We start from the raw sequence: 21503 nt of genomic DNA, 5'->3' as shown, positions 1-21503 counted from the left end.
GTCACCACCACCGTCACCGTCAGCGCAGGTGGCCCGGACTGTCGGAAACTGAGCACTCACACAGTCATCGGCCATCCTCCGCGGACCACCCCAGCCCAGCTCGGCGCAGCCCGGACCACCCCAGCCCAGCTCGGCGCAGCCACCTCCTACTTCGTGACCCGAGTGCCCAGCCCCGACCACGCGGTGGCGCGGTGTCGGCGGGGACGATTCGTCCCGCACCGGCGTGGCGGCGGGCATACCGGTCACCGGTTGTTAGCGTGGATCGCGGATCCGTGACCGTGGAGGGGTGCCATGCCGGACGCCCCCGATGGGAGGCCGAGACCCGCGGACCAGTGGCGACACCGGGGCATCCGCGGGCTGACCGTCGCCCGCGACGTGAGTGTCCGCGGGTGGCGGTGGTGGGCGCGGAACTGGGATCGGCTGGTCGCCGCCCTCCAGGACGAGGCACCTGTCGGCTCCGCGGCCGACCCGTCGCCCGCCGGCCCGCTCGTCGAACAACGCGACGCGCCCCGACTGATCACGGTGCCCGCGCGCGGATACGTGTACGCGTTCCACATCCGCGCCACGTTCGCCTGGTCGTCGCCGGTGAGCCTCCGCTCCGAGGTGCTCAGCTGGTACGTGCGGTACTTCCAACCCGCCGTGGTGCAGCGCCTGACCCGCCTCGCCGCCGACGCCGCCCGGGACCTGCCGCCGCACCGGGCCGGTGACCTGGAGGTGGCGTTGCAGCAGACGCTCGCCGACGATCCGGAGTGGACCTACCAGCGCGGTGACGTCGTCATCACCTGCCGGCCAGACGCCGCCGTCCGCCTCGACGAGCGGATCATGCCGGTGCTCCAACCGCACGTGGACCGGATGCTGAAGCTGGAGTACCAGTTCGACGAGCAGCTACGCAGGGCCCGCTACGCCGAGGAACTGAGCCGCCAGTGGACGACAATCCTGAGCGCCCACGGCGAGGACCAGGACATCGCTGACGCCCGCGACCACCTGCTCGACACCCAACGGGAAGCCGCACGATGGATCACCGACCTCCTCCACCACCACGCCGATCCGCCGAGCGCCCCGCTGACCCCACCGCCAACCCCACCCCACCAACGCCCCACCCCCACCTGACTCCCGCCCGTCCATCATGATCACTTAATGCTGAGCAGTTGCGTACAGCTCACAACAACTACTCAGCATTAAGTGATCATGAGTGAAGATGGCGGCTCGCGAGGATGGCGAGGGTTTCCTGGCGGACCTGAGCGGGCTCGGCCAAAAGACGACGGTGACTGAAGCGGACGACGAGGATGCCGACAGTGGCAAGCAGGGCGTCGCGGCGGAGGTCGATCTCGCGTTCGGTCGGGTCGCCGTGGCTGGTCGCGCCGTCCAGTTCGATGTCGACCCGCTCCGCCTCGGCGTACATGTCGAGATAGATCGTCCGAGCACCGACTCGCACCCGCGCCTGCCGGATGAACGTCGGCATGGAGGGGCCGGTGAAAACGTGATCGTGACCCCAGACCTCCAAGGGGCTGCGGCATCCGGCGGTGAGCCGATCCACCAGTGCGCGCATCGTCGTACGGTCGGTCAACCTCGGCACCTCGGCAAGAGCGGCGGTAAGTCGCTGCGGTGTGGTGAGCCGGTCGTTGACCGCACGGATGAGCAGCCCAGGCCGGTCGACCGTCGGCAGCAGCGGCCAGCAGTCCACCAGGGTCCGGTCGAGCCGGGTAACCGGCACCCCTCTCCGGATCACCGCCTGCGGCGGCTCCACCGCGAAACCGGGGCGGCGACGCACCACGAGATGGGGCCAGCCACGCCGGCCCGAACCCACGGGCACGTCGAGATGCACCGGCTCGCCCGGCGGTTGACGGCGTAGACCCCACACGTCCAACGCTGTCAGGCGGCTGAGCGCGCTACGTCCGCCTCCGTAGGCCAGCGCGGCGCGGCGAGCCAACTCCGGCGCGATCCGCGCAAGAATCGGCTGCTCGGCACGAGCATCTCGGATGAGCGCGGCATCGACGTAGACCTCCGGCAGGAGCCGGACCAACCGACCGGCCCGGCACGCGCCCTGGAGGGTCCACGGCGGTGCCACGCGGAGGACGTCCTGTCGGGTGACCAGCCCGGCGTGGCGTACGAGCAAGGATTGCAGGCGGACATCCACCAGCCCACCTTGCCGTCAGACCCCGCCCGCACGGAGTCGCTGTGGACAGCATCGGCGCCTGTGGACAGCCGCCCGAGCCGCACTCGATTGTGGTACAGACCCGTCCGGACCCGCGGCGCCGGATCAACTCCTGACCCACCGACGGCACCCGCATCCAATTGACCGGCCTGATGCTGGCGTAACCAGGGCGGCCAGCACCACGCGCTCAGGCTGCCTCGTACACGGTGTCGAGGTGCCATTCCAGGAATTCGGCACGTGGCCGATCATCGCGGCGCTCCGGCAGAGCTATCTGCTCACCCGCCTTCGCACAGAACTGGTCGCCGTTGCCGAACTCGCTCCGAAGCCGCGGACTGACCAGAAGTCGATGCGCGCGTCAGGGACGCCCACACCTTGTCGACGACCCCGCCCTCATGCTCAACCAGAGCCGGAAGATCGTCAGCAGAATCTCGTCGGGCAGAGCCAACCGGGCACGTTGACGTCATCATCCCCGTCATTACTGCGGGGAACGGAGGGAACGCGTCCGCCATCACCCCCGTACTGCCCGCCGGTTTGCGGCGCCGACTGCCCATAAGATCATCTCGCCAACGTCGGCGAAAGGGCCGCGACTGCCAGCGCCCTCGTTGCTGGCCGGGGTGCCGCTGGCTGCCCGTCAGGCGGGGACGTTGCTCCGTCGGGCGTTGACGACCCAGGCGGCCGGTGGGGCGAACCACTCGTTGTCGTTCACCCTTACAACGTGCCGTGCAGCAGCACCGGCCCGTCCGCCGAGGACAGCGAGGCACGCAGGGCCGGCGCAGTCCGAGCGGCTCGTCTTCGGTGGGTCTAACCTCCGAAGCTCAGCGCCTGCCGCAGATCCACGTCCAGGCTCTCCCTGTACTGCGGATCGGGCTCAGCCCCGGCAGCGCTGAGGACGGTGCTGAAGAAGCACCTGGCGCCAACGGCGAGGATCACGCAAAAAATCTCTGTGTCGTCGAGGCCGTGACCGCGCAGGTCCGCCACGTCGGCCTCGGTGACGGAACTCGCATCGGCCGCGACCTTGCCGGCGAAGTTGACGACTGCGACCTCCTGCGCGGAGAGACCAGCACTACCGTGGTCTGACACGATGGCGGCGACGGTCGGCGCGTCGAAGAACTTGTCGCGTAGGACCTTTCCATGTGCGAGACCGCAGTAGGAGGACTTCAGAGCCCGGGCTGCGGCGAGGGTGGCCAACTCGTAGCGGCGCAGCTCCATCCCGGTCTTCACCGCACCGTTGAGCTGCTGCCAGGCCAGATACACCGCCGGGTTGTGGGCGAACAACCTGGTGTAGTTGGGCAGGTAGCCCATCGCCTTCGTGTCGGTATCGAACATCCGCTCGGTGTCCGGGGACTGCTCTGCCCGCTGCAAGAAACTCATCCGACTCCTCCCATGCCTGACCCGGAAGGTACGCCGTTGGGACTGCCGACGCTGTCGGAAATCGGCCGTAGGCGGGGGGGGTCCCACTGCGGCGAGCAACAGAACGCTGTCCACGTGCTGAGCCTGTCACCCCGCGACCTGGTTGTTCTCGCCGTACTCGCCACGGATGGGTAGGTAGTAGGCGGGGAGGAAGCCGGCGATGATGGCGACGCCCGCGAGCGGCACGAACGCGCCGACGAGGATGCCGGAGCCGATCCAGAGCAGCGCGAGCGCGAATCGGCGGCCGATGGCCCGGACACCGAAGGCGCCGAGGGTGGGGTCGAGCAGTCTGGCGCGGCGGAGGTAGCACCAGATGACGTTGAACAGGGCCGCCGCCATCCACAGTGTGCTGCCGTAGACGAGGACCGCGGTGCGCAGTCCCTGCTCCGCGCGGAGCGCCCCGGCGAGGAGTGAGGTGGAGAACGGCAGGAACGCGATGACCATCAGGAGCAGCGTGTTGAGGAACAGGACTCCTCGGTTGACGTGCCGGACGCGGTCGTACATGACGTGGTGGTTGACCCACACCTGCCCGATGAGCAGGAAGCTCAGCGCGTAGGCCAGGTACGACGACCAGAGCGCCCCGAGGCCGCGCAGGAGGTGCCCGAAGTCCGGCGGCGGTTGGATCTCCAGCACGAGCAGCGTCACGGAGATGGCGAAGACACCGTCGCTGAAGGAAACCAGCCGACCCGGCTGACGGGTCAGTGGCGGCGTACCCTTCTGCGCGTTCACGCAACAATCATGCTATATGCCGCTTTCGTCTGTGGCCGGAGCCGGCTCAGCCGGCCAGGGTGGCGTAGCGGCCGTTGCGGTCCAGCAGGCTGTCGTGGGTGCCGGCCTCGACGATCCGGCCGTGGTCGAGCACCGCGATCTGGTCGGCGTCGCGCACTGTGGACAGCCGGTGGGCGATGGTGATCGTGGTACGCCCCTCGGCGAGCACGTCGAACGCCCGCTGCACGGCCCGCTCGGTCTCGGTGTCCAGCGCGCTGGTGGCCTCGTCGAGGACCAGGATGCGCGGGTCGCGCAGCAGCGTCCGGGCGATGGCGAGCCGCTGCTTCTCGCCTCCGGAGAAGCGGTGGCCGCGGGAGCCGACCATGGTGTCGTACCCGTCGGGCAGCCCGGCGATCAGGTCGTGGATCTGGGCGGCGCGGGCGGCGTCCTCGATCTCGGTGTCGGTGGCTGCCGGCCGGGCGTAACGCAGGTTCTCCCGGACGGTGGTGTGCAGCAGGTACGTCTCCTGGCTGACCACGCCGACGATCGCGGCCAGGTCGGCCAGGCGCAGGTCGCGCAGGTCGACGCCGTCGACGGTGACCCGGCCGGCGGTCGGGTCGTGCAGGCGGCTGACCAGTCCGGCGAGGGTGCTCTTGCCGGAGCCGGTCTCGCCGACCAGGGCGAGGCTGGTGCCGGCGGGCACGTCGAGGGTGATGCCGGCGAGGGCTGCGGTGTCGCTGCCCGGGTAGCCGAAGGTGACGTCGGACAGGCGCAGGTGTCCGCTCACCCGGGCGGGGTCGAGGAGGACCGGCTCGGCGGGGTCGGCCACGTCGACCGGCAGGTCGAGGTACTCGAAGATCCGGGCGAAGAGCGCCAGCGACGCGGTGAGCGAGACGCCCACGTTGAGCAGGCCCATCAGTGGCCGGAACAGGCCGCCCTGCAGCGCGGTGAAGGCGACGAGGGTGCCGATGCTCAGCGTGCCGGCGGTGCCGGGCAGCCCGGCGGCGAGGTAGATGACCGCTGGTACGGCGGCGAAGATGATGCTCATCGAGGCCATCCGCCAGCGGCCGGCCAGCTCGCTGCGCAGTTCCAGGTCGACGAGTCGCTCCGAGGAGGCGGTGAACCTGTCGATCAGCGCGGGGCCGGTGCCGAGGGTCTTGGCGAGTTGCACGCCGCTGATCGACAGACCCTCCTCGACGGTGACGTTGAGGTCGGCGAGTTCGCGTTGCCGCTGGGCGGTGATCTCGCGGCGCATCCGGGCGACCCGGCGGGTCAGCCAGATCGCCGGCGGCAGCACCACGAGCGAGACGAGGGAGAGCTGCCAGGAGAGCGCGACCATGGCCACGGCGGTGGCGACGACAGTGGTGAGGTTGGCGGCGACGGCGGTGGCGGTCGAGGTGACCACCGACTGCATGCCGCCGATGTCGTTGGTGATCCGGGACTGCACCTCGCCGGTGCGGGTGCGGGTGAAGAAGCCCAGCGACTGGCGCTGGAGGTGGCTGAAGACGTCGGTGCGCAGCCGGTGCATCACCCGCTGCCCGACCTGGGTGGAGATCCAGGTCTGCACGACGCCGAGGGCGGAGGTCACGGCCGCGACGGCGACCATGCCGAGGACCAGCCAGACCAGCAGGGTCACGTCACCCTGCGGCAGGGCGCGGTCGATCACGGTACGCAGGAGGAAGGGAGTCGCCATCGCGATGATCGAGGAGAGCACGATGATCACGGTGACCACTGCCAGCGCGGGCCGGTGAGGGGTGAACAGGCGGCCGATGCGGCGTAGGGACACCTGGCGGGCCTGCGTCTTCTCCTCGGCGCTGAGGGTGTGGCGGCCGCGGTCGCGGCCCATGGGGATGGGTTCCAAGGGGCACTGCCTTTCCGTCGGATATGCTGAGGTTACCTCAACATGAGGTAGCAACCGCATTGGCTGCTACGGTATTCCGGTGACCGACGACACCACGGGGACTGGCGACGACGACAGCCTGGCCGAGACGTTCTGGGCCGTGGCGTCCCGTCTGCGGCGACAGACGCGGGAGTCGTTGGCCCCCTGGGACATCACCCCCAGCCAGTCCCGAGCCCTCGGTGTGCTGGGCCGCCACGGTGAGGTCCGCCCCGGCACGCTCGCCGAGCACCTGCGCATCGCGGCCCGCTCGGCCACCGAGGTCGTCGACGACCTGCAGACCCGGGGGCTCGTCGAACGCCGAGGAGACCCGGCCGACCGGCGGGCGACCCTGGTCGCGCTCACCGAGGAGGGCAAGCGCCTCGGCACCGCCATCCGCACCGCCCGCCGGGCCGAGGCCGATCGCTTCTTCGGCCACCTCAACGACACCGACCGCGCCGAGTTGGCCCGCATCCTGCGTACCCTGCGCGCATAACGACCGCCCGCCCGGGTAGCCAGCGGCCCCCGTCTGGTCGGCGGGACCGGCCAGCACGGGCCGGGGCGACGGTGACGGGAGGCCCGGCTGATGTGCGGGATCAGCGGGGAGGCGCGCTTCGACGGCCGGTCGCCCGACGCGGCGGCGGTCACCCGGATGACCGAGGCGATGCGCTCACGCGGCCCGGACGACGAGGGCCTGTTCGCCGACGGCTGGGTGACCCTCGGGCACCGCCGGCTGACCATCATCGACCTGTCCGACGCGGGCGGGCAGCCGATGGTCCGCGACGACCTGGGCCTGGCGCTGGTCTTCAACGGCTGTATCTACAACTACCCCGAGCTGCGCGAGGAGTTGCAGAACGCCGGATATGCCTTCCACTCCACAAGCGACACCGAGGTGATCCTGGTCGCGTACGCGCACTGGGGTGAACGCTTCGTCGACCACCTGGTCGGCATGTTCGCGATCGGGCTTGTCGACCGGGTGCGGCGGCGGCTGGTCCTGGCCCGCGACCGGCTCGGCATCAAACCGCTCTACCTCGCCGAGACCCCCGGGCGACTGCGGTTCGCCTCGACCCTGCCCGCGCTGCTGCGCGCCGGCGACGTCGACACCGGCATCGACCCGGTGGCGCTGCACCACTACCTGTCCTGGCACTCCATCGTCCCCGCGCCGCGCACCGTGTTGCGCGGTGTGCGCAAGCTGCCGCCGGCCACCCTGCGGGTGATCGAGGCGGACGGGCGCAGCCGCGAGGAGGTGTACTGGCGGCCCGACTACGTGCGGGAGCCCGCCGACGCGGGGATGGACGCCGCCGACTGGCGGGCCGCCGTCGGGGACGCGCTGCGCACGGCGGTACGCCGACGGCTGGTCGCCGACGTGCCGGTCGGTGTGCTGCTCTCCGGTGGGCTGGACTCCAGCCTCATCGTGGCGCTGCTCGCCGAGGCCGGCCAGCAGCACCTGCGCACGTTCAGCATCGGCTTCGACAGCCGCGACGGCGAGTCCGGCGACGAGTTCCACTACTCCGACCTGGTGGCCCGCGCGTACGACACCGACCACCACCGGATCCGGCTGGCCGACGACGACCTGGTGCCCGCGGTCCGGCGTGCCGTGCTGGCGATGACCGAGCCCATGGGCAGCCACGACGTGGTCGCCTTCCACCTGCTGTCCGAGCAGGTGGCGCGGCACGTGAAGGTGGCACAGTCCGGGCAGGGCGCCGACGAGGTGTTCGCCGGCTACGGCTACCACCAGCCCCTCACCGAGACACCCCGGCACAGCGCCGCCGAGACGTTCGCCGCCGCGTTCTTCGACCGCGACCACGACGAGTTGCGCGCCATCGTCGGCCCGGCGTACGCGTTGGCGCACGACGCCAGCCGGGCGCTGCTCACCGAGCACCTCGCCGCGCCCGGGGCGCAGACCGCGCTGGACGCCGTGCTGCGCCTGGACACCCACCTGATGCTGCCCGACGACCCGGTCAAGCGGGTGGACAGCATGAGCATGGCGTGGGGCCTGGAGGTGCGCACGCCGTTCCTCGACCAGGACCTGGTCACCCTCGCCGCGCACTGCCCCCCGCAGCACAAGGCCGCCCAGAGCGGCAAGGGCGTGCTCAAGGAGGTCGCCCGGGAGGTGCTGCCCGCCGAGGTGGTCGACCGTCCCAAGGGCTACTTCCCGGTGCCGGCACTGCGCAACGTGGACGGCCCGGTGCGCGAGATGGTCGCCGAGGCGTTGCAGGCGCCGGCCGCGCGCGAGCGGGGGCTGTTCCGCCCGGAGTACGTGGCACGCCTGCTCGCCGAGCCGGACCGGGCCGAGGCGGCGGCCGGCAGCAACAAGCTGTGGCAGCTCGGCCTGCTGGAGCTGTGGCTGCAGACCCACGACATCCGCTGAGCGCCGCCGATCACCCGGCCGCCGTACGGGCGGCCAGGTCGTCGAGGACGGCGCGCACCCCACCGGTACGCTCCAGCACCCGCCGCTGCCGGGCGGCGCCGGTGCCGTCGCGGCGCAGCCGGGCCAGCTGTGCCAGCACGTACCCCAGGTCGCCGTGGCGCAGCAGGGCCGGAGCGATCACCGCCATCAGCTCGTCGACGAGCGCCCAGGCCGGCCGGGTGCCGCCGGCGCGCAGGTCGATCAGCTCGCCGTCGAGGCCGTCGTGGGCGGCCCGCCAGTGCGCGGCGGCCACCAGACAGTCGCGGATGGGCGGCGCGGTCACCCCGGCACGTACGTCGTCGGCGAGGGTGGCGACAAGCGACCGGACCAGAGCGGCGACCAGCACCGCGTCGTCCACCTCGGTGCAGACGTCGCCCACCCGGATCTCGACCGTCGGATACGCCGACGACGGTCGGGCGTACCAGTAGACCATCGCGGCATCGAGCATGATGCCGGCCGCGATCAGCTCGTCGACGGTCCGGTCGTAGTCGGCCGCGGAGTCGAAGTACGGCGTCGGGCCGATGCTGGGCCACCGCTGCAGTTGCATCGAGCGCCAACTGGCGTGGCCGGTGTCGTGACCGTCCTGCAGCGGCGAGTTCGTGGTGATCGCCTGCACCACCGGCAGCCACGCCCGCAGGTGGTTGCAGACCTGCACGGCAAGCTCCCGGTCGGGCAGGCCGACGTGGACGTGGCAGCCGCACACCGCCGGGTCGTGCGCCACCGGGCCGTACCGGCGCGACATCGCGTGGTAGCGCGGCTCGTCGGGGACCATCCGGTGCGGCTCGGCCACCGGCGTGGCACCGATCGCCACGAGCCGCGCCCCGGCCGCCGTGGCGGCCTCGGCGGCGGAGTGGCGCGATGCCACCAGGTGCGCGCGCAGCTCGCCGAGGTCGGCGCAGACCGGGCTGACCATCTCCACCATGCTGTGCCGGAACTCCTGCCGGCTCTGGTCCCGGGCCGGGCCGCGCAGCGCGGCCAGCACCTGGGCGGCCACCGGCAGGTTGCGCCCGCTGTCCGGGTCGAGCAGCAGGAACTCCTCCTCGACGCCCAGCGTGAGGGTGGACAGGTCGGGCACGATGTCGGCGGTCGCCGAACGGTACGCCATGGCGCCTCCCCCACTGCTGCGGCCGGCGCCTCGGTTTCCCGGGCTACCCCGGTGACAAACGCCCGCTCGAGGCCGCCGCGCGGGCGGTGCGGAAGGCCCGTCCGGCCGCGTTGTCCGGCACCGCGAGGGCTGTCCGGTACGCGTCGACGGCCTCCCTCGCCTCGGGTGATCGGGATCAGCAGGTCGGCGCTGAGGCCGCGCTGCTCAGGCCTCAGCGACGTGGACGCCCGACCCCCGTACGCCGACCACGATGCCGCGCGCTTTCAGCGCCGCCACGGCACGCGCCACAGTGCGGCGGGCCGACCCGTACTCGGCCGCCAGTTCGCCGTACGTCGGAAGGCGCTGCCCGCGTGGGAACTCGCTCGAGCCGATGCGCCGTAGGAGATCGGCTTCGATCTCCTGGGCGGTGTGTGGGATCGGCACCTTCACAGGCCGCGCCTTCCCAGTGTCGGGCCTGCTTGCACCCATTGCACACTGGCACTTGTGGCATCACTGTTGATCCGCGCGGCGCGTAGTGGCGGGCGCTGCGCATCGACACAGGTACCACACGCGGCGGTGCGGTCCTTGCCGCCAGGAATCTCGATGGCGGCCCCAACCGGCGTTGGCGCGTCCTTTGCTCTGCTTCACCTGACGCGACGATGAAGGGGATCGAGTGTCGCGCGGGTTGAAGCAGAGCAAAGGACGCGGGACAGGGGCGCGCCCCTGCCCTGCCCAGCGTGATCAGCCGTTCAATCAGCGCCGGGAGTCATGCGCCGGGCGGTTGCGGGTAAACAGCGCGCCGTGACCGACGGCATCCGGGTGGTCGTGGTCGGCGCCGGCTTCTCCGGTCTCGCCGCCGCGCTGGCGCTGAGCCGCGCCGGCGCCCAGGTGCGGGTGCTGGAGGCCCGCGACCGGGTGGGCGGTCGGGTGTTGACCCGCTGGCTGCCCGAGGTCACGCAGCTCGACCTGGGGGCGCAGTGGATCGGCCCGACCCAGGACCGGATGTACGCGCTGGTCGCCGAGCACGGGCTGGCCACCTTCGCGTCGGCGGCCCTCGGCGCGCCCACCCTGCTCTGGGCCGGCCAGCGCCGGGCCGAGCCACCGGCGGACGTCGGCCGGGTGCTCGCCCTGCTCGACGGGTACGCCGCCCGCCTGGACCCGGCCGCGCCCTGGCAGGCGCCGGAGGCCGCGCAGTGGGATCGGACGAATCTCGGCGGCTGGCTGCGCGCGACGGCCGGGGACGACGACACCGCCGACTACCTGGGGCGGCTGCTCGCCGGCGGGCTGCTGGCCACCGGCGCGGACGAGCTGTCCCTGTTGCACCTGCTGTTCTACCTGCGCAGCGCCGGTGGGACGGGGCCGTTGCTGGGGATGGCCGGCGGCGCGCAGCAGGACCGGATCGTGGGTGGGCCGCCGGCGCTCGCCGAACGGATGGCCGCCGCCCTGCCCCCGGGAACGCTGACGTTTGCCACACCGGTGCGGTCGATCGAACAGAGCATCGACGGGGTGACGGTGTGTACCGACACCGGCCGTGTCGCCGGCGATGCCGTGGTGGTCGCGCTGGCCCCGGCACTGGCCGGCCGGATCAGGTACGACCCGCCGCTGCCCGCGCTGCGCGACGGGCTGACCCAGCGGATGCCGATGGGTTCGGCGTTGAAGGTGCACGCGGTCTACGCGGAGCCGTTCTGGCGTGCCGACGGGCTGTCCGGGGTGTCCACCAGCAGCACCGGCCCACTCACCGAGACGGTGGACAACTCCACCCCGACCGCACCGCTCGGCGTGCTGACCGGGTTCAGCTACGCCGCGGACGCCGCCGCGCTGCGGGGCATGTCCCCTGCGCGGCGTCGGCAGTGCCTGCTGGAGGCGTTCGCCAGCGTGGTCGGTCCCCGCGCCGAAGACCCGCTGGACCTCGTCGAGTACGACTGGTCGGCCGACGTGTGGACCCGCGGCTGCTTCTGCGGCGCGCTCACCCCGGGCACCTGGCAGACGTACGGTCCGCACCTGCGGGCGCCGGTGGGGCGGGTGCACTGGGCGGGCACCGAGACGGCGACCCGCTGGACCGGCTACCTGGAAGGCGCGGTGCGGGCTGGTGAGCGGGCGGCGGCGGAGGTGCTGGCGGGTTGAGCGGGAACGACCGAGGCCGACCCGGTCTCGGCGGGACCGGGCCGGCTCGGCCCACGGTGGCGACCCGCGCCAACCCGGCAACCACCGGGCCGGCGCGGGCGCACCGGTCAGGGGTAGGTGGTCAGGTACACCTGCTGGTTGGCCGCGTTCGCGGTGCCACCGGCGTTGTTGATCACCCGGTTGATGGTGCCGACGCCACCGAGCGAGACGGTGACCATGTTGGTGAAGCGCACATTCGGGTTGGTGGGCACCTCGAAGGCCCGTTCCTCCACGACGGCGGGGTTGACGTTGAAGTAGCTGTAGCTGCCCAGCCCGAACGCCTGGTGGCTGGTCACCGAGTCGGCGACCTTGTAGGCGGCGTAGCCCCGGGTCGACCCGTTCATCCAGGCCGCCTGGTTGGGCGGGTCGTACGGCAGTTCGTTCTGGTAGAAGTACGTCCGGCCGCCGTTGCCGTTCCAGATGGTCTGGTACTTCTGGTAGTGCTCGACGAAGAGGCCGTACATGGTGACGTTGTCGCCGTTGACCGTGAGGCCGGTGTCGGCGGTGTTCAACGTCCACCCGGTCGGTACGCCGCTGGCGGCGTGGTCGGCCCGCCACAGCCACATGTGGTCACCGATCACGTTGTCGCTGTTGACGGTCAGCGTATTGGTGGCCTTGCCGACGTGTGGTCCGCCGATGCGGAAGAACACGTCGTGCAACGAGGTCGGGTTGCTGGCGTGGCTCGCCGACGACCCGGACGGCCCCACCTCCATCAGCACCGGCGAGTTGGTCGTGCCGGCCTCGAACATCAGGCCGGCGACCTTGACGCCGTCCACGTCGGCCACCCGCATCCCGACACTGCCGTTGTCGGCCTGGATGGTGGCCAGGCCGAGACCGAGGATCACCGTGTCGGCCCGGTTGACCTGGATCGGCTCGGTGACGTGGTGCACGCCCGGGGTGAAGAGCAGGTGCTTGCCCTGGGCGAGTGCCGCGTTGATGGTGGCGGCGCTGGTGCCGGCCTGGACGACGAAGAACTGCGACAGCGAGATGGACGAGCCGGCCGGGGTCTTGTTGTACCAACTCGTGCCCGTCGAATTGGTGCGCAGCGCCGGCACGAAGACCCGGTACTCACCGGTGCCGTCGACGTAGAGGAACGGCTTCTCGCGGACCTGTGGGGTCTGCGCGATGACGGTGTGCGACGGGTTGGGGAAGCTCGGCGCGGGAGCGCCGGTGACGCCCTGGAAGACCATGTTCCACACCGAGCCGGTCCAGCCGTTGCCGAACTCGCTGTTGCGGGAGTACCACTGTTGCTGCGAGCCGGAGACGACCAGGCCGTCGATGCGGGTGTCGGCCATCAGGCCACCGCTGGACCAGCCGTCGCCGCCGTTCCAGAGTTGGATCTGGTTCTGCGCGCCGCGCAGGTGCATCCGCCGGTACGGCGCGGCCTGGGAGACCGCCCAGCGCTCCACGCTCTGCCCGGCGGGCAGGGTGACCGACAGGTTCTCGGCGGCCCGCCAGAAGTTCTGGGTGGCGTTGCCGCCGAACCAGAACGCCTCGGTGCGGACGTGACCGTTGAGGTTGACGTCGTCCGGGCTCATGCCGAGGCCGGCGACCTGGGTGAAGAAGCCGAGGTTGACGTCGGCCGTGTAGGTGCCGGGCTTGAACAGCACCGCGTAGCGCTGCGGGCCGAACTGGTTGGTCTCCTGCTGGGTGAACAGGGTGTTCAGTCGACTCTGGATGGTCGACGTCGGGGTGCTCGGGTCGAAGACGAACGTGTTCGGTCCGAGGTTCGGGTTGCGCGGGTCGGTCGTGTCGACCGGGGGCTCGCTGGTCCCGCCGCCGGTGGTGTTCACCGCCAACTCCCACAGCGAGTAGCCGTAGGCGGTGCCCCGCGCGGTGCCGTACATCCGCAGGTAGCGGCCGCTTCCGCTGACGGTCAGCGACTGCGTGCCGCCGGTGCCGGTGGTGGTCGAGTAGATCGTGGTCCAGGTGGCACCGTCGGCCGAGGTCTGAAGCTGGAAGGCCCGCGCGTACGCGGCCTCCCAGGTGAGCACCACCCGGCAGATCGTGCGGGTGCCGCCCAGGTCGACGCGCAGCCACTGCGGGTCGCTGGCGGTGCTGGCCCAGCGGGTGCCGGTGTTGCCGTCGACGGCGGCGGACGCCGCGAGGCCGGCGTCCTGGATGGACGAGGCGGTCGCCGGGCTGCCCTGCGCGACGTTGGTGCTGCCGCAGGTGGGCGTGCTGCCGCCGGTCTCGCCGTAGACCTGGAACTCCCAGAGCGAGTAGCCGTAGGCGGTGCCCCGGGCGGTGCCGTTCATCCGGACGTAGCGGCCGGCGCCGGTGACGGTGAGGTTCTGGGTGCCGCCGGTGCCGGTGGTGGTCGAGTAGATCGTGGTCCAGGTGGCACCGTCGTCGGAGGTCTGGAGCTGGAAGGCCCGCCCGTAGGCCCCCTCCCAGAGCAGGTTCACCTGGCTGATGGTGGCCCGGGCACCCAGGTCGACCTGGAGCCACTGCGAGTCGCTGAACGCGCTGGCCCAGCGGGTGCCGGTGTTGCCGTCCACGGCGGCGCTGGCCGGGGTGCCGGCGTTCTCGGTGGACGAGGCGGTGGCGGGGCGGCCCTGCGAGAGCAGGGTGGGCGCGGCCTGCGCGGGGGTGGTGGCACCGGCCGGCGTGAGCGCCGCGACCAGGGCCACGGTCAGCCCGACGAGCAGGTGTCGAACGACCCGTCGGGGACGCGGGCGTACGGATGTTGCACGAGATGTCATGACATCGCCTGTCGATAGGGGGTTACGGATGCCGCGAGGGTGGGATCGGGCTCGCCCCGTGGTGCCGTGGGTGGTGCCGCCGATGCGACGCCGCGGGCCGGAGAGCGCTCTCGTAGGAGTGTTGCGGCGAGATTGCGGCGGCGTCAAGACATCGATCTATAACTTCGTAATTTATCCCGAGGATTCTTTTTGTGTAATTCGACGGGGGGCCCTGCGGTCGTCCCGGCTCAGCGGCGGACGCCGCCCTCGGTGAGGAAGCGGGCGATCGGCAGCGTGGCGGCGCCCAACGCCACCGCGTCCACGCCGAGGCGGCACAGCTCGATCGACGCCTGCTCGAACGGTTGGCGCAGTGCCTGTCGGCCGGCGGCCTCGCGGACGGCCGGCAGCAGGTCGCCCAACGCCATCGCCGCCCAGCCGCCGAGCACCACCCGCTCCGGGTTGAACAGGTTGATCAGGTTGGCCACGCCCGCGCCGAGGTAGCCGGCGGTCTCGTCCAGCACCCGCCGGGCGGTCACCGAGGTGTCGGCGGCGGCGACAAGCGCGGCGAGCTGGGACTCCTCGTCCTCGCCCGGCACCTGTCGACCTCGGCGTGCCTCCCGGTAGCGGTCGATGATCGCCTCCGCACCCACGTACGCCTCCAGGCAGCCGCGCGCGCCGCACCGGCAGGCCCGGCCGCCGTACACCAGCGTGGTGTGCCCCCACTCCCCCGCGCTGCTGGACGCGCCCCGGTAGGTGGCACCGCCGGTCACCACCGACGCGCCCACGCCGGAGCCGACAAGCGCGAAGACGGCGTGCCGGGCGCCCCGGCCGGCGCCGAACCACATCTCGGCCTGGCCGAGGGTCTTCGCGCCGTTGTCGATGTGCAGGGGCAGGTCGGTGCCCGCGCTGATCAGCCGTTCCAGCGGCACCCGGTCCCAGCCGAGGGCCTGGGCGTGCACGACGGCCTCGACGCCCTGCTCGACGACTCCCGAGACGCCGATGCCGACGCCGAGCACGTCGCCGGGGGCCACCTGCGCCTGACCGGTCACCGCGTCGATGCCGGCCAGCACGTGCCCGGCCACCAGGTCAGGCTCGGTGCGGGCCGGGTCGAGCGGGTACTCGACGCTGGCCAACAGGGTCATCGCGAAGTCGAACAGCTCCACCCGGACCCGGGTCTCACCGACGTCCACGCCCACCAGGAACGCGAAGCGAGGCGCGATCCGCAGCAGCATGCTGGGCCGGCCACCGTCGGACTCGGCGGCGCCGGCCTCCGCGACCAGTCCCTCGTCGATCAGGTCGGCCACCACGTTGCTGACCGCCGGCTGACTCAGCCCGGTGCTGCGGACCAGGTCCTGGCGGGTGAGCGGGCCGTCGAGGAAAAGCTTGGTCAGCAGAGCGGACCGGTTGCGCAGCCGCACACTGCGGTTGGTGGCACGCGCCAGCTCCACTCGACACCTCGTTCCCGTTGGCAGTTCGAGGCGACTGTAACCGCCTCGTGCTTGACGACCCACCGACCAGCCACTTTAATGACGACATAATTTAAGCCGTGATGTAACTCCCGGGAAACGCCGACGGACCCCGACGGCGCACCCCCGAACCCTGTCCCGCAGCCGGCCACCCGTCGCCCGACCCCTATCGGCGACGGCGGTCGGCGGACCCCCACCACGCACCGGAAGGGCTGACCCGTGTCGAGACGACACCTCGGGATATTCACCGCCGCCGTACTGGCCGCCGCCTCGCTGACCGCCTGCGGCGGCTCCGGCGACGACTCCGCCGCATCGCCCAAGACGCTGACCTACTGGGCCAGCAACCAGGGCGCCAGCCTGGAGGCCGACAAGGCGACCCTCCAGCCCGAGCTGGACAAGTTCGAGAAGCAGACCGGGATCAAGGTCACCGTCGAGGTGGTCCCCTGGTCGGACCTGCTCAACCGGCTGCTCGCCGCCGCCGCCTCGGGCCAGGGCCCAGACGTGGTCAACATCGGTAACACCTGGTCGGCGTCGTTGCAGGCCACCGGCGCGCTCGTCGAGTTCGACGACGCCACCCTGCAGGCCGTCGGCGGCAAGGACCGGATCGTGCCCGCCGCGCTCGCCGCCGCCGGCGCCCCCGGCAAGCCGCCGGCCGCCGTGCCGCTCTACAGCATGGCGTACAGCCTGTACTACAACAAGAAGTCGTTCGCCGACGCCGGCATCACCGCGCCGCCGACCACCTGGGAGCAGCTCGCCGAGTACGGCAAGAAGCTGAGCACCGGCGGCAAGTGGGGCCTGGCCATCGAGGGCGCCAACCCGTCGGAGAACGCCCACCACGCGTTCACCTTCAGCCAGCAGTACGGCGGTGAGTGGTTCGACTCGGCCGGCAAGCCGACCTTCGACACCCCGCAGAACGTCTCGGCGATCAAGCGGTACATCGACTTCATGGCCGCCGACAAGATCACCAACCCGAGCAACGCCGAGTACGCGCAGAACCAGTCGGTGTCCGACTTCGCCAACGGCAAGGCCGCCATGCTGCTCTGGCAGTCCGCCGGCTCGAACCTGAAGACGCAGAACATGCCCGCCGACGCGTACGGGGTGGCCCCGGTGCCGTTCCTGGCCAACCCGCCGGCCGGCGGCAAGAAGGTCAACAGCATGGTCGCCGGCATCAACATGGCGGTCTTCAAGCACACCAAGAACAAGGACGGCGCGCTGAGCTTCGTCAAGTTCATGACCAGCGACGAGGAGCAGACGATCCTCAACAAGACGTACGGCTCGCTGCCGGCGGTGAAGACCGCGGGCGCCGACCCGGCGTTCAGCGCCACCGAGCAGAAGACCATCCAGGAGACCCTGGTCACCACGGCGGCCCCGCTGCCGCAGGTGCCCGAGGAGAGCACCTTCGAGACCCTGGTCGGCACCGCGATGAAGGAGCTGTTCGCGGACGCGGCCAGCGGCAAGCCGGTCACCGAGGCCTCGGTGAAGGCGAAGCTGACCGACGCGCAGCAGAAGATGCGCTGACCCAGGCGTCACCGGTGGCCGTGGTCAGGCGCTGAGCCTGGCCACGGCCACCGCCTCCGAGAGGACCCCGATGGCAACCAGCACCACCGCGCCGGACGCCGACCGGCGCGAACCCCGGGCCGGGTCACCGGCCCGGGAGCCGGCCCGCCGGCCCCGCGGCCCCCGCCGCTCCCTCCTGCCGTACCTGCTGCTCGCCCCGGCCATCGTGCTGGAACTCGCCATCCACGTGATCCCGATGGTGGTCGGGGTCTGGATGAGCCTGCTGGAGCTGACCCAGTTCCACATTCGCAACTGGTCCACCGCGCCCTTCGTCGGGCTGGAGAACTACCGGGCGACGCTCGACCTGAACAGCGCCGCCGGCAAGGAACTGCTGCACTCGTTCTGGATCACCCTGGCCTACAGCGTGCTCTCGGTCGGGTTCGCCTGGCTGCTCGGCATCTCGGCGGCGGTCGTCCTGCAGAAGCCGTTCCGTGGACGGGCGATCCTGCGGGCGCTCTTCCTCACCCCGTACGCCCTGCCGGTCTACGCCGCGGTGATCACCTGGAGCTTCCTGCTGCAACGCGACACCGGCCTGGTCAACCACGTCCTGGTCGACCAGCTCGGGCTGCTGAACGAGCGGCCGTTCTGGCTGATCGGTGACAACAGCTTCGCCTCGCTGCTGGTGGTGTCGGTGTGGCGCAACTGGCCGTTCGCGTTCCTCTGCCTGATGGCCGGCCTGCAGAACGTGCCGGGCGAACTGTACGAGGCCGCCGCGATCGACGGCGCCGGGTTCTGGCGTCGGCTGCGCTCGGTCACCCTGCCGATGCTGCGGCCGGTGAACCTGGTGCTGCTGCTGGTGCTGTTCCTGTGGACCTTCAACGACTTCAACACCCCGTTCGTGCTCTTCGGCGGCTCCGCCCCCGAGCAGGCCGACCTCATCTCCATCCACATCTACCGCAGTTCCTTCAAGACCTGGGACTTCGGCTCCGGCTCGGCCATGTCGGTGGCGCTGCTGCTGTTCCTGATGATCGTCTCGGCCGCCTACCTGCTGATCACCAACCGTCGGAGGGACGACCATGCGTGAGACCGCCGGCGAGCGCTGGGGTCGGCGCATCGTGCTGACCCTGCTCACCCTCTTCGTCGTCATCCCGCTCTACGTGATGGTCACCAGCGCGGCGAAGCCGTTGCAGGACGTGCAGAACGGCTTCACCTGGTGGCCCAGCCGGCCCACGCTGCAACCGTTCGTGGACATGTGGAGCACCGTGCCACTGGCCCGGTACCTGGTGAACAGCCTGGTGGTGTCGAGCATCGCGGCGGTCTGCTCGGTGGTGGTGGCCATCTTCGCCGCGTTCGCGGTCAGCCGGTACCGGTTCCGCGGCCGGGGCGTCTTCACGGTGACGGTGCTGTCCACCCAGATGTTCCCCGGCATCCTGTTCCTGCTGCCGCTGTTCCTCATCTACGTCAACCTCGGCAACGCCACCGGCATCGAGTTGTACGCCAGCCGTACCGGCCTGGTGATCACGTACCTGACCTTCTCGCTGCCGTTCTCGATCTGGATGCTCGTCGGCTACTTCGACTCGATCCCCCGGGGTCTGGACGAGGCGGCGCAGGTCGACGGGGCCGGGCCGCTGCGGACCCTGTTCCAGGTCATCCTGCCGGCCGCCGTGCCGGGCGTCGTGGCGGTCACCGTGTACGCGTTCATGACCGCCTGGGGCGAGGTGCTCTTCGCGTCGGTGATGACCGACGAGGGCAGCCGCACCCTGGCCGTCGGCCTGCAGGGCTACTCCACCCAGTTCAACGTCTACTGGAACCAGATCATGGCCGCCTCGCTCGTGGTCAGCGTCCCGGTCGTCGTCGGGTTCCTGGCCCTGCAGCGGTACTTCGTCGCCGGCCTCACCGCCGGCGCGGTCAAGTGAGTCAGTCAATCCCAGAGGAGAACCGTCCCGTGCCCGACCTGTCCAAGCTGCCACCCGACTTCCTCTGGGGTGTCGCCACGGCGGCCTACCAGATCGAGGGCGCCGTCGACGTCGACGGCCGGGCGCCGTCCATCTGGGACACCTTCTCGGCGACCCCCGGCAAGGTCGAGAACGGTGACACCGGCGCGGTGGCCTGCGACCACTACCACCGGTGGCCCGAGGACTTCGCGTTGCTGCGTCGGCTCGGCGTGGACGCGTACCGTTTCTCGGTGGCCTGGCCCCGGGTGATGCCCGACGGCGTCGGTCGGGTCAACGCCGCCGGGCTGGACTTCTACGACCGGCTCGTCGACACGCTGCTCAGCGACGGGATCCGGCCGTTCGTCACGCTCTACCACTGGGACCTGCCGCAGGCGTTGCAGGATCGGGGCGGCTGGCCGGAGCGCGCGACCGCCGAGGCGTTCGCCGACTACACGGCGGTGGTCGCCGCCCGCCTCGGTGACCGGGTCGGCGACTGGAACACGGTCAACGAGCCGCTGTGCGTGTGCTGGATCGGGCACCTGGACGGCACCATGGCCCCCGGCGAACGGGACCTCACCCGCGCGGTGCACGCCGCACACCACGTGCTGCTCGGGCACGGCCTGGCCACCCAGGCGATCCGCGCCAACGCCACCCGGCCGGCCTCGGTGGGTCTGGTGCTCAACCTCAGCCCGATCGAGGCGGCCACCGACCGACCCGAGGACGTGGCGGCGGCCCGCCGGGCCGACGGGCACGTCAACAGGTGGTGGCTGGACCCGATCCACGGGCGCGGCTACCCCGCCGACATGATCGCCACCTACGGTGTCGAGCCACCGGTACGCGGTGACGACCTCACGGTGATCGCCACGCCCACCGACTTCCTCGGAGTGAACTACTACTTCCGTCAACTGGTGGTCGACGACCCGACCGGCGCGGCCCCGTACGCCCGGCAGGTGCCGGTGCCCGGCTCGGTGGAGACCGCGATGGGCTGGGAGATGTACCCGGCAGGGCTGGAACGGCTGCTGGTCGACGTGCACGAGGAGTACCGGCCCGGCCGGATCATCGTCACCGAGAGCGGTTCGGCCTGGCCGGACGAGGTCACCGCGGACGGCACGGTGGAGGACAAGGAGCGCACCGACCACCTGGAGCAGCACCTGGCGGCGTGCGCCTCGGCGGTGGCCCGGGGGGTTCCGCTGGACGGCTACTTCGTCTGGTCGCTGCTGGACAACTTCGAGTGGGCGTACGGCTACGACAAGCGCTTCGGGCTGGTGCACGTGGACTACGCCACCCAGCGTCGGACGGTGAAGGCGAGCGGCCTGCGTTACGCCGAGCTGATCCGCGCCCACCAGCGGCTCGCCCGCACGACCGGGACGGCCGCGCCGGTGGCCTGAACGGGGGCGGCGCGAGCGGCTGCCCGGGGTGTCGACCCCGGGCGGCCGTTCCCGTCTCCGTTCGGACGACCCGCCCGCTGGCTCACCCGTCGATGAGGGTGCGCAGCCGCAGCAGGTCGGCCGGGGTGTCCACGTCGGCCGGGGAGCCGACGTCGTCACAGGGCACCTCGACCACCAGGTCCGGCCGGTCGCGCAGCAGGTCGCGGGCGCCCCGGTCGCCGACGGCGTATCCGCCCAGCAGCGACCAGGTTCGTCGAGTCAGCAGGATCGGGTGCCCGGGCCGGCCGGCGTAGGTGGCGACCGCGACGACCGCGCCGTCGGCGTACGCCGTGCGCACCCGGCGCACCGCGACCGGGCTGAGCAGCGGCTGGTCGACGAGGACCACGACGGCGGCCGGCACGGAGGCCGGCAGGGAGGCCAGGCCCCGGCGCAGCGACGAGCCCAGCCCGTCGGACCAGCGGTCGTGCCGGACCGGCACCGCGCCGGGTAAATCGGGCATCTCGTCGGCGCCCGCGCCGAGCACCACGTGCACGGGTGCGCAGCCGCCGTCGCCGAGCAGCCGGATCGCGCGCCGCACCAGCGGCTCGCCGTCCAGCTCGACAAGCGCCTTCGGTCGGCCGTACCGCCGCCCGGCGCCGGCGGCCAGCAGCAGCCCGGCGGTCCCCGATGGGTCCGGCACCCGGTCACCTCCTGTGTTATTCGCCCTTATTTGTACCGCTAAAGCTAGT

General features: G+C 71.3%; 17 protein-coding genes. 8 read left to right on the top strand and 9 right to left on the bottom strand.

The annotated features are described in order from the left end of the window. The first annotated feature begins 291 nt into the window (after positions 1-291). Positions 292-1110, top strand: coding sequence for a hypothetical protein (locus tag ACFYPM_RS16235; RefSeq protein WP_387196814.1), 819 nt, complete (start codon positions 292-294; stop codon positions 1108-1110). 76 nt (positions 1111-1186) lie between these two features. Here ACFYPM_RS16235 and ACFYPM_RS16230 read toward each other — a convergent pair whose 3' ends face one another. The 4 genes from ACFYPM_RS16230 to ACFYPM_RS16215 all read right to left on the bottom strand — a co-directional run bounded on the left by ACFYPM_RS16230 (position 1187) and on the right by ACFYPM_RS16215 (position 6119). Further along, positions 1187-2137: a DUF559 domain-containing protein gene (locus ACFYPM_RS16230; RefSeq protein WP_387196811.1), complete on the bottom strand. Its 951-nt coding sequence runs from the start codon at positions 2135-2137 to the stop codon at positions 1187-1189. An 819-nt stretch (positions 2138-2956) separates the two neighbouring features. Beyond that, a complete protein-coding gene (locus ACFYPM_RS16225; protein ID WP_387196808.1) occupies positions 2957-3526 on the bottom strand; it encodes a peroxidase in 570 nt (189 codons plus the stop codon). 126 nt (positions 3527-3652) lie between these two features. Next, positions 3653-4294 carry a TMEM175 family protein gene (locus ACFYPM_RS16220; protein ID WP_387196805.1) on the bottom strand — a complete coding sequence of 214 codons (642 nt, stop codon included), beginning with the start codon at positions 4292-4294 and terminating at the stop codon, positions 3653-3655. A 46-nt stretch (positions 4295-4340) separates the two neighbouring features. Further along, positions 4341-6119 carry an ABC transporter ATP-binding protein gene (locus ACFYPM_RS16215; RefSeq protein ID WP_387197382.1) on the bottom strand — a complete coding sequence of 593 codons (1779 nt, stop codon included), beginning with the start codon at positions 6117-6119 and terminating at the stop codon, positions 4341-4343. A gap of 94 nt (positions 6120-6213) precedes the next feature. On the opposite strand from ACFYPM_RS16215, the gene ACFYPM_RS16210 reads away from it, so the two are divergent. Continuing rightward, on the top strand, positions 6214-6645 hold the full coding sequence (locus tag ACFYPM_RS16210; protein WP_387196803.1) for a MarR family winged helix-turn-helix transcriptional regulator: 432 nt from the start codon (positions 6214-6216) through the stop codon (positions 6643-6645). A 90-nt stretch (positions 6646-6735) separates the two neighbouring features. Further along, on the top strand, positions 6736-8520 hold the full coding sequence (locus ACFYPM_RS16205; protein ID WP_387196800.1) for an N-acetylglutaminylglutamine amidotransferase: 1785 nt from the start codon (positions 6736-6738) through the stop codon (positions 8518-8520). A gap of 10 nt (positions 8521-8530) precedes the next feature. On the opposite strand, the gene ACFYPM_RS16200 is transcribed toward ACFYPM_RS16205, so the two are convergent. After that, complete coding sequence (locus tag ACFYPM_RS16200) at positions 8531-9664, bottom strand: glutamate--cysteine ligase (RefSeq protein ID WP_387196797.1); 1134 nt, start codon at positions 9662-9664, stop codon at positions 8531-8533. A 204-nt stretch (positions 9665-9868) separates the two neighbouring features. Then, positions 9869-10093, bottom strand: coding sequence for a GntR family transcriptional regulator (locus ACFYPM_RS16195; RefSeq protein ID WP_387196793.1), 225 nt, complete (start codon positions 10091-10093; stop codon positions 9869-9871). 351 nt (positions 10094-10444) lie between these two features. Between ACFYPM_RS16195 and ACFYPM_RS16190 the strand changes: the two genes are divergently transcribed. Continuing rightward, positions 10445-11767 (top strand): flavin monoamine oxidase family protein, encoded by a 1323-nt coding sequence (locus tag ACFYPM_RS16190; protein WP_387196790.1) that lies wholly within the window; start codon positions 10445-10447, stop codon positions 11765-11767. A gap of 107 nt (positions 11768-11874) precedes the next feature. Here the strand turns inward: ACFYPM_RS16190 and ACFYPM_RS16185 are convergent, their stop codons facing one another. Together ACFYPM_RS16185 and ACFYPM_RS16180 are read right to left on the bottom strand one after the other, a co-directional pair. Further along, positions 11875-14511, bottom strand: a complete 2637-nt coding sequence (locus ACFYPM_RS16185) for a discoidin domain-containing protein (RefSeq protein WP_387196787.1) — start codon at positions 14509-14511, stop codon at positions 11875-11877. Between the two features lie 227 nt (positions 14512-14738). Continuing rightward, positions 14739-15938 carry an ROK family transcriptional regulator gene (locus ACFYPM_RS16180; protein ID WP_357255628.1) on the bottom strand — a complete coding sequence of 400 codons (1200 nt, stop codon included), beginning with the start codon at positions 15936-15938 and terminating at the stop codon, positions 14739-14741. A gap of 237 nt (positions 15939-16175) precedes the next feature. On the opposite strand from ACFYPM_RS16180, the gene ACFYPM_RS16175 reads away from it, so the two are divergent. The 4 genes from ACFYPM_RS16175 (at position 16176) to ACFYPM_RS16160 (ending at position 20775) form a co-directional block, all read left to right on the top strand. Continuing rightward, on the top strand, positions 16176-17474 hold the full coding sequence (locus tag ACFYPM_RS16175) for an ABC transporter substrate-binding protein (protein WP_387196784.1): 1299 nt from the start codon (positions 16176-16178) through the stop codon (positions 17472-17474). A 70-nt stretch (positions 17475-17544) separates the two neighbouring features. Then, positions 17545-18537 (top strand): carbohydrate ABC transporter permease, encoded by a 993-nt coding sequence (locus ACFYPM_RS16170; RefSeq protein WP_387196781.1) that lies wholly within the window; start codon positions 17545-17547, stop codon positions 18535-18537. Continuing rightward, entirely contained in the window at positions 18530-19369 is an 840-nt protein-coding gene (locus ACFYPM_RS16165; RefSeq protein WP_357555432.1) for a carbohydrate ABC transporter permease, read from the top strand. The genes ACFYPM_RS16170 and ACFYPM_RS16165 overlap by 8 nt, the downstream gene beginning before the upstream one ends. Before the next feature lie 29 nt (positions 19370-19398). Continuing rightward, entirely contained in the window at positions 19399-20775 is a 1377-nt protein-coding gene (locus ACFYPM_RS16160) for a GH1 family beta-glucosidase (protein WP_387196778.1), read from the top strand. An 82-nt stretch (positions 20776-20857) separates the two neighbouring features. On the opposite strand, the gene ACFYPM_RS16155 is transcribed toward ACFYPM_RS16160, so the two are convergent. Beyond that, complete coding sequence (locus ACFYPM_RS16155; protein WP_387196776.1) at positions 20858-21454, bottom strand: NTP transferase domain-containing protein; 597 nt, start codon at positions 21452-21454, stop codon at positions 20858-20860. Positions 21455-21503 lie beyond the last annotated feature (49 nt).

Source organism: Micromonospora sp. NPDC005203, from assembly GCF_042872705.1.
GTDB lineage: Bacteria > Actinomycetota > Actinomycetes > Mycobacteriales > Micromonosporaceae > Micromonospora.
This window is presented reverse-complemented; position numbering and strand designations above follow the sequence as displayed.

Bases quoted from the DNA above. Each gene is read 5' to 3' on its own strand.
- ACFYPM_RS16235 (WP_387196814.1), top strand. From the start codon at position 292: ATGCCGGACGCCCCCGATGGGAGGCCGAGACCCGCGGACCAGTGGCGA.
- ACFYPM_RS16225 (WP_387196808.1), bottom strand. From the start codon at position 3,526: ATGAGTTTCTTGCAGCGGGCAGAGCAGTCCCCGGACACCGAGCGGATG.
- ACFYPM_RS16215 (WP_387197382.1), bottom strand. From the start codon at position 6,119: ATGGGCCGCGACCGCGGCCGCCACACCCTCAGCGCCGAGGAGAAGACG.
- ACFYPM_RS16205 (WP_387196800.1), top strand. From the start codon at position 6,736: ATGTGCGGGATCAGCGGGGAGGCGCGCTTCGACGGCCGGTCGCCCGAC.
- ACFYPM_RS16200 (WP_387196797.1), bottom strand. From the start codon at position 9,664: ATGGCGTACCGTTCGGCGACCGCCGACATCGTGCCCGACCTGTCCACC.
- ACFYPM_RS16185 (WP_387196787.1), bottom strand. From the start codon at position 14,511: ATGACATCTCGTGCAACATCCGTACGCCCGCGTCCCCGACGGGTCGTT.
- ACFYPM_RS16170 (WP_387196781.1), top strand. From the start codon at position 17,545: ATGGCAACCAGCACCACCGCGCCGGACGCCGACCGGCGCGAACCCCGG.
- ACFYPM_RS16165 (WP_357555432.1), top strand. From the start codon at position 18,530: ATGCGTGAGACCGCCGGCGAGCGCTGGGGTCGGCGCATCGTGCTGACC.